This is a genomic window from uncultured Parasphingopyxis sp., assembly GCF_937129435.1.
Taxonomy (GTDB): domain Bacteria; phylum Pseudomonadota; class Alphaproteobacteria; order Sphingomonadales; family Sphingomonadaceae; genus Parasphingopyxis.
Map to the genome: position 1 here is coordinate 1 of NZ_CAKZNF010000008.1, position 6,248 is coordinate 6,248.

General features: G+C 62.6%; 9 protein-coding genes. All 9 read right to left on the reverse strand.

Going from position 1 to position 6,248, the window contains the following annotated elements:
* The coding region (locus Q0139_RS02075) for a NuoM family protein (RefSeq protein WP_298016576.1) at window positions 1–720 on the reverse strand (720 nt) is incomplete at its 3' end.
* Between the two features lie 4 nt (window positions 721–724).
* Complete coding sequence (gene nuoL, locus Q0139_RS02080; protein ID WP_298016580.1) at window positions 725–2,770, reverse strand: NADH-quinone oxidoreductase subunit L; 2,046 nt, start codon at window positions 2,768–2,770, stop codon at window positions 725–727.
* Between the two features lie 4 nt (window positions 2,771–2,774).
* Window positions 2,775–3,080 carry an NADH-quinone oxidoreductase subunit NuoK gene (nuoK, locus tag Q0139_RS02085; protein WP_298016583.1) on the reverse strand — a complete coding sequence of 102 codons (306 nt, stop codon included), beginning with the start codon at window positions 3,078–3,080 and terminating at the stop codon, window positions 2,775–2,777.
* Window positions 3,081–3,093: 13 nt separating this feature from the next.
* Complete coding sequence (locus Q0139_RS02090; protein ID WP_298016586.1) at window positions 3,094–3,708, reverse strand: NADH-quinone oxidoreductase subunit J; 615 nt, start codon at window positions 3,706–3,708, stop codon at window positions 3,094–3,096.
* 39 nt (window positions 3,709–3,747) lie between these two features.
* Window positions 3,748–4,233 carry an NADH-quinone oxidoreductase subunit NuoI gene (nuoI, locus tag Q0139_RS02095; protein WP_298016588.1) on the reverse strand — a complete coding sequence of 162 codons (486 nt, stop codon included), beginning with the start codon at window positions 4,231–4,233 and terminating at the stop codon, window positions 3,748–3,750.
* Entirely contained in the window at window positions 4,233–4,757 is a 525-nt protein-coding gene (locus tag Q0139_RS02100; protein WP_298016591.1) for a hypothetical protein, read from the reverse strand. The genes nuoI and Q0139_RS02100 overlap by 1 nt, the downstream gene beginning before the upstream one ends.
* The gene (locus tag Q0139_RS02105; protein ID WP_298016594.1) at window positions 4,754–5,188 is read right to left on the reverse strand and encodes a hypothetical protein; all 435 of its coding nucleotides are present in this window, start codon (window positions 5,186–5,188) and stop codon (window positions 4,754–4,756) included. Before Q0139_RS02105 ends, Q0139_RS02100 begins: the two co-directional genes overlap by 4 nt.
* Complete coding sequence (locus Q0139_RS02110; protein ID WP_298016598.1) at window positions 5,185–5,580, reverse strand: hypothetical protein; 396 nt, start codon at window positions 5,578–5,580, stop codon at window positions 5,185–5,187. Before Q0139_RS02110 ends, Q0139_RS02105 begins: the two co-directional genes overlap by 4 nt.
* Window positions 5,577–6,248: complex I subunit 1 family protein (locus Q0139_RS02115; protein WP_298016601.1), on the reverse strand; the 672-nt coding region annotated here is incomplete at its 5' end. The genes Q0139_RS02115 and Q0139_RS02110, both read right to left, overlap by 4 nt.

Below are 6,248 nucleotides of genomic sequence, written 5' to 3' on the forward strand. Positions count from 1 at the left end.
CTGAACGTGCGCATCCGGCAGCCAGGTATGCACCGGCCACATCGGCATCTTCACCGCGAAGCTGGCGAAGAAGGCGAGCCACAGCCAGATTTGCGCGTTCACCGGGAAGTCGTAAGCCATCAGCCTAGGGATGTCGGACGTGCCCGCCTCGTTCACCATCCACAGCATCGCGATCAGCATTAGCACCGATCCGAGCAGCGTGTAGAGGAAGAATTTATAGCTGGCGTAGATCCGCTCCGCTCCGCCCCAGATACCGATGATCAGGTACATCGGGATGAGACCGGCTTCGAAGAAAATGTAGAAGAGGAACAGGTCCTGCGCGACGAACACGCCGATCATCAGCGCCTCCATCAGCAGGAAGGCGGCCATATATTCGGGGACGCGCGTCTTGATCGATCGCCAGCTCGCCAGGATGCAGATCGGCATCAGGAAGACCGAAAGCATGATCAGCATAAGCGCGATGCCGTCGATACCGAGCGCCCAAGAGAAGCGGCCAAAGATGTCGTGATCTTCTTGGAACTGCCATTGCGGGCCGCCGATCTCGTAAGTCAGCCACAGGCCGATGCCGAGCGCGAAGGTGACCAGCGTCGTGATGAGCGCAACCATGCGCGCGCTCGCCGCCTTGCGCTCGCCCTGTCCGGGCCACAACAGGCAGGCCAGCGCACCCAGGAACGGCAGCGCCACCATCAGCGAAAGAATGGGAAAGCCGAGCTGGTTCATGCCATTACCGCGTCATCGCCCAGGTCGCCGCCGCGGCAAGGCCGATCAGCATGACGAGCGCATAAGTATAGAGATAGCCCGACTGGATGCGCCGCGTGATGCCGCTGCCCTGCGAAACCACCCAGGCAAAGCCGTCCGGCCCGAAACGGTCGATCGTCCCCTTGTCACCGCGCTTCCAGAGGAAACGGCCGATGGCGAAGGACGGGCGCACGAAGATCGCGTTGTAGAGCTCGTCGATATACCATTTGTTGAGCAGGAAGGCGTGGAGCACGCGGAACTGCCCGACAAACTTCTCGGGCCAGTCGGTATGGCGGATATAGGCGAGGAAGGCGATCAGCAGGCCGACCAGCATGACCACCGTCGAGGCGAGCTTCGCCCAGAGCGGCACTTCGTGGATCTCGTGGATCAGATGCTCGTTGAACGCGATGCTGCCGGCCCAAAAGGCTTCGCTGTCGACGAAGTCGTGCGTGAAGACATAGCCCGCGAACACCGCGCCGATGGCGAGCAGGACCAGCGGGATCAGCATCGAAAGACCGCTTTCGTGCGGATGATAGCCGGCCGTGCCGGTCGTCATGTGTTGCGCGTCGGGCTCGTGCGGATCGGGCGAATGGCCGGCGCTCTCGTCATCGGGATGATCGTGCGTGTCACCATGAACGGCGTGCTGGATATGGCCCGACGCCGCCCAGCGGGGCTGGCCGAAAAAGGTCATGAAGATGAGCCGCCAGCTGTAGAAGCTGGTCAGCAAGGCGGCGAAAACCAGCGTGAAAAAGGCGATACCGCCCAGGCCGGATTCGCTGGCGAACGCCGCCTCGATGATCGCGTCCTTCGAATGGAAACCGGCGAAACCCGCATGGAGCCAGTAGATGCCGACACCGGTGATCGCGAGCGTGCCGATGACCATCGTCCAGAAGGTGATGGGAATCTCTTTCCGGAGCGCGCCGTAATAGCGCATGTCCTGCTCGTGATGCATCGCATGGATGACCGAACCCGCGCCGAGGAACAGCAGCGCCTTGAAGAAGGCATGGGTGAACAGGTGGAACATCGCGATGCCGTACGCACCGACACCGGCGGCGACGAACATGTAGCCGAGCTGCGAGCAGGTCGAATAGGCAATGACGCGCTTGATATCCATTTGCGTCGTGCCGACGGTCGCCGCGAAAAAGGCCGTCAGCAGACCGAAGAAGGTGACGACGCCCATCGCGATCGGCGCGGTCTCGAACATGGGCGATAGCCGGCAGACCATGAATACGCCGGCCGTCACCATCGTCGCGGCGTGGATCAGGGCGGAGACCGGAGTCGGGCCTTCCATCGCGTCCGGCAGCCAGGTGTGCAGGCCGAACTGCGCCGACTTGCCCATCGCGCCGATAAACAGCAGCAGGCAGAGCAGCGTCATCGTATCGACGCGATAGCCGAGGAAGCCGATCGAGCTACCCGCCATTTCAGGCGCTGCGGCGAGGATTTCGGGGATCGAGACGGTGCCGAAGACCAAGAAGGTGCCGAAGATACCGAGCGAAAAGCCGAAATCGCCGACGCGGTTGACGACGAAGGCCTTGATCGCGGCGGCGTTGGCGGTCGGCTTGTGATACCAGAAACCGATGAGCAGATAGCTCGCCAGCCCCACGCCTTCCCAGCCGAAGAACATCTGCACGAGATTGTTCGACGTCACGAGCATCAGCATCGCGAAAGTGAACAGCGACAGATAGGCGAAGAAGCGCGGCTGGCTGGGGTCTTCGGCCATATAGCCCCAGCTGTAGAGGTGCACGAGCGCCGACACGGTCGTCACAACGACCAGCATCACGGCCGTCAGGGTATCGACGCGCAGCGCCCAGGCCACATCCATCTCGCCCGACCGGATCCAGTCGAACACCGGCGCGACATAGGCTGTCTCCGCCCCGGTCAGGAAGCCGAGGAAAATCGGCCAGCTGAGCGCGCAGGCGACGAATAGCGCGCCCGTCGTCACGATCTTGGCGGCGAAATTGCCGATCAGCCGGTTGCCGAGCCCGGCAACGATCGCCGCGAGCAACGGCAGGAAGACGATGAGCTGGATCAAGACGCTATCCCTTCATCCGGCTCGGATCGTCGACCGCGATGGTGCCGCGGCCGCGGAAATAGATGACGAGGATCGCGAGACCGATCGCCGCCTCGCCCGCCGCTACCGTCAGCACGAACATCGCGAAGACCTGCCCGACGATATCGCCGAGATAGGCGCTGAAGGCGACGAGATTGATGTTCACCGACAGCAGGATCAGCTCGATTGCCATCAGGATGATGATGATGTTCTTCCGGTTGAGGAAGATGCCGAGCACGCCCATCACAAACAGGATCGCGCCGACGACGAGATAATGGCCCAAGCCAATCATAGTTTCGCCCCGATCACAGCTCGATCCCCTTGCCCACTTCGGGCTGCGTATTGCGCGTCGCTTCTTCGGGGCGGCGCTTGATCTGTTCGGAAATCTTCTGCGGGCGGACACCGGACCGTTCGCGATGCGTCAGCACGATGGCGCCAACCATGGCGACGAGCAGCAACAGCCCCGCGCCTTCGAAGATCAGCAGATAGCGGCCGTAAAGCGCGCGGCCCACCGCCTCGATATTGGGAACGCTAGGATCGACTGCGCCCAGCCGCGCCTCTTCGGCGATATCGGCGAAATTCCAGACGCCGATAGCCAGCACGATCTCGGCAAACAGCACCAGCGCGATCAGACCGCCGAACGGCAGGTATCGCGTAAAACCGGCTCTAAGCTCGACAAAATCGATATCGAGCATCATGACGACGAACAGGAACAGCACCGCGACCGCGCCGACATAGACGATGACGAGCAGCATCGCGATGAACTCCGCGCCGACCAGCAGCATGAGCCCCGCCGCGTTGAAAAAGGCCAGAATCAGCCACAGCACCGAATGCACCGGATTGCGCGACAGGATCGTCAGCGCGCCGCTCGCGACGACGATGGTCGCGAAGACGTAAAAGGCGAATGCATGGATGGTCATGACGGAATGAATCGGGCCCCTGTTCGGTTGTCGCGCCGCTTAACGATAGGGCGCATCGGCGGCAAGGTTCGCGGCGATCGCGCGCTCCCATTTGTCGCCATTGGCCAGCAATTTGTCCTTGTCGTACAGCAATTCCTCGCGCGTTTCGGTCGCATATTCGAAATTCGGCCCTTCGACGATCGCATCGACGGGGCAGGCCTCCTGGCACAGCCCGCAATAGATGCATTTGGTCATGTCGATGTCGTAGCGCGTCGTGCGGCGGCTGCCGTCTTCGCGCGGTTCGGCCTCGATCGTGATCGCCTGCGCCGGGCAGACGGCCTCGCACAGCTTGCACGCGATGCAGCGTTCCTCGCCGTTCGGATAACGGCGCAGCGCATGTTCCCCCCGGAAACGCGGGGACAGCGGGTTCTTCTCATACGGATAGTTGATCGTCGCCTTCGGCTTGAAGAAGTAGCGCAGCGTCTTCGCATGGGCGAGGACGAACTCGTACAGCGTGAAGGATTTGACGAATTGAGCGACGGACATCATTCGCTCCTTTCCGTGATTGGAATCGGCGTTTCGTTGAGGATCATCCGGCGATGGCCGGTGCCGCTCGCATCCCAGTCGCGAGCGGGGCCGCGCTCGCGCGACGAATATTCGGCCTCATCCGGCTTGGCCGGGTCGAAGATGACGGTGTAGCGTTGGGTGTTCATGAAATACATATCGAGCACGAGCCGGTCGTCCTCCGGTGAACGCGTCACGCCCGAAAACAGAAGCCTGTTGCGAACGGTTTCGCCGTCGGCTTGGGCGATGTCGACAATCGGGTCGGCGCCGTCCTGCTCCCAACTGTCGAAATAGAATGTCTCGCGGAAGCGCCGAGAACGCGGCTCCACCTGCTCGATCGGGCGAGACTGCACGGCATTCTCGAAATGCGGGCGGCGATCCGAATAACGGACATGGCAATCGGCGATCCCCGCCGATGCGGGAACCCGGCCGACGCTATGCGACAGCTGTTCGGGACCGGATTGCGCGGCGGCGAGCGCAAGGACGAGCGGCATCATGTCGATCATGATTGCGGCTCCTCGGGCGTCTCTTCCTGCGGAGCGTGCGCGACGCATTCGCCGCTGCCTTCGAACGGCTGGATGCGACGGATGGTGGCCGGGACGCGCGGGTTCGGCGGCGGCGCGACGCCTTCGATGGCGTATCGGGCACGGCCCGTTGCGCGATCATGGCCGGTCACGTCGAGCGTCACGACGAGGTCCCTGGGGCCACGCCGATGCGCGGTCGACTCCCGGATCGTCCAGGTCAGGCGCAACCCTTCGTCCAGCGATCCCTCGACGCTCTCGAAATTGCCCGTGCCATAGGGCCAGTGCATGCTGTGGCCCGACACGCGATATTGCGGTTCCTCGCCGTTCCAAACGGAAAGATCGAACGCGCCGCAATCCAGCACGTCCGAGGGTCCGGCCGACGCCAGCGCGAAAAGGGCGAGAAACGCGCTCACTGTGCGCCTCCCTCGACCATAGCATCGCGACGGCGCACGCAATAGCCGTCCGACGATGCGACGCTCGTGATCGGGGCGGACGGATCGGATTCACTACGCATCCGGTAACTTGCGGTGCCGCTCGCGGCGTTGAATCGGACGATATCGAGCATCGTCTCGCCACCGTCCTCCCTCTGCCAAAAGAGGCTGAGATTGCCGTCGAGCGATCCGACGACGGAACCGGGCCGCTCGGGCACAGCGAGCCCGAAAATCGCATAGCCCCGCTCGCCATCGGTGCTGGCGGGCACGAACAGCGAGAATGCCGGCCCGTTGTCGCGCGTGCAGACGAGCGTCGTCCCCTGCGCGGCCAGCGAGGCTTCGTTGACCAGAAAAAAGGCGAGAAGCGAGATCAAATGCCGTACCTCGTGAACATTAGATAGCCCGAAATCGCGACGACGAAGATCAGGCTGAGCGGCAGGAAGACCTTCCAGCCGAGGCGCATCAGCTGGTCGTAGCGGTAGCGCGGCACTGTCGCCTTCACCCAGCTGAAGATGAAGAAGAAGAGCAGGATCTTGGCGAACAGCCAGAAGATGCCGGGCACGGCGTAAAGCGGCGCCCAGTCGATCGGCGGCAGCCAGCCGCCCCAGAACAGCACCGCGTTGAGCGTGCACATCAGGAGCACATTGGCGTACTCGCCGAGCCAGAAGAGCGCGAAGCTCATCGACGAATATTCGGTCTGGTAGCCCGCGACGAGCTCGCTCTCCGCCTCGGTCAGGTCGAAGGGCGCGCGCGCGGTTTCGGCCATCGCCGAGATCAGGAAGACGATCGCCATCGGGAAGATCAGCGGATTGAAACCGAAAGCATTGATGAAGCCGAAAATATGGCCTTCCTGCGCGGCGATGATCGCCTGCAGGTTGAACGACCCGGCCCACATCACGACGGCGAGCAGCACAAAGCCGATTGACACCTCGTAACTCACCATCTGCGCGGCGGCACGCAAGGCACTGTAGAACGGGTATTTGGAGTTGGACGCCCAGCCCGAAATCACGACGCCGTAGACGCCGAGCGAACTGGCCGCGAG